Source organism: Actinoplanes sp. NPDC051411, assembly GCF_040682075.1.
Classification (GTDB): domain Bacteria; phylum Actinomycetota; class Actinomycetes; order Mycobacteriales; family Micromonosporaceae; genus Actinoplanes.
The window spans coordinates 1-1,221 of the sequence record NZ_JBFBAD010000298.1 but is presented as its reverse complement, the minus strand read 5'-3'; the positions used below and the strand labels follow the sequence as shown (position 1 = coordinate 1,221).

Annotated in this window: 2 protein-coding genes; both read left to right on the top strand. The window is 66.7% G+C overall.

The window, feature by feature from the left end; translation table 11 throughout:
• Positions 1–426 precede the first annotated feature (426 nt).
• Positions 427–1,002 carry a hypothetical protein gene (locus AB0M88_RS53330; protein ID WP_364116361.1) on the top strand — a complete coding sequence of 192 codons (576 nt, stop codon included), beginning with the start codon at positions 427–429 and terminating at the stop codon, positions 1,000–1,002.
• Positions 1,002–1,172 carry a hypothetical protein gene (locus AB0M88_RS53325; protein WP_364116358.1) on the top strand — a complete coding sequence of 57 codons (171 nt, stop codon included), beginning with the start codon at positions 1,002–1,004 and terminating at the stop codon, positions 1,170–1,172. The genes AB0M88_RS53330 and AB0M88_RS53325 overlap by 1 nt, the downstream gene beginning before the upstream one ends.
• The last annotated feature ends 49 nt before the right edge of the window (positions 1,173–1,221 follow it).

Genomic DNA, 1,221 nt, shown 5'->3' with positions numbered 1-1,221 from the left:
CCGTTTTCTTAACCCCCCGCCTGGGCGCCGAGTTTATGTCCCCGCCGCCCCGGTGGGACGGACGGCGCGGGCTGGACGGATCGAGAAGGTACGCGCCCACCGAGGCATTCCCAAGCCGGCGCACTGATCGACTGCCGCGGGTAGTTCGCCGGCCCCTGGCGCTGTCCGGACCTGCCGATGACAATGCATCATCACTTTCGGCTTGCCGCACCGCACCTCCGCCCGTTTCCAAAGATTGAAACCTTGTCTTTACAATATTTACATATGTGCAATGGCCGATCATTATCTGGCGCATTGAATTAGCCCGTTATGAAGGCTACTGTCGGTTGTCTAAATTGGAGAGAGCGGCCTTTCCGATATCGGCACCGAGGAATTGACTTCCCTGGAAGCGGCGCGCACGGGGCGCGCTGCGGAACGGGGAAAATCGTGCGTAAGTTCGTTCGTATCACCGTGTTCGGGGCCGCTCTCATCGCGAGCGGCCTGGTCGGCACCGCCGCGGCCCAAGCCGCACCGGCGGCCGGCACGTCGGGTGGGGCTCCCGGAGCGGTCGCGACTCCGACCGCGACTCCGAAAAGCGAGCTCGTTCCCGCATTCGACCGTTCGCTTCCCACGTCGGCCTCGTTCGGGCCGGGTGCCGCCAAGTCGACAGCGGCCACGCCCGCCGCGGCCCTGGCGTCGTGGGTGTGCACTGTCTACGCCTCCGACCCCTGGAAGTCGGGCAGCGAGATCGAGGGCGACGGGTGGCAGTCCTGCAGCGGCACCGGTTACGCGCCCGCGCGCATCAAGGTGACCGTCCAGAGGTACGTGGGGGTGGGCATCTGGAACAACCGCTACCAGTACACGGGCAACTGGACGAGCGCCGATTTCGACCAGGCGACGATCTGGTACGACTGCTCCGGCGACGGCACGCGGACCTACCGCATCGTCACCGACGGGTACGCTGAGAGCGGGGCCTACCACCAGGCCGTCCAGTCGTTGAACTACCTGCGAGTGAGCTGCTGATGAGCGTACGACTGCGAATGCTGCTCCGCCGCACGTTCGCGGGCGCGCTCCGCGACATCCGCGCCCGACGCCGTCAGGAGCCCGAGGGCCTCATCCCGGCCTTCGACCTCACGGTGCCCACGGCCACCGCCCAGTACGGCAACCGGCCGACCACCGCCAAGGAGAACTGAGAGACGCTGCCCGCGGCCGGACGAAGACGGCCGCGGGCAGCCCACAGTG

Excerpts from the sequence above, each read along its gene's own strand:
- AB0M88_RS53325 (WP_364116358.1), top strand. The coding sequence starts at position 1,002 with ATGAGCGTACGACTGCGAATGCTGCTCCGCCGCACGTTCGCGGGCGCG.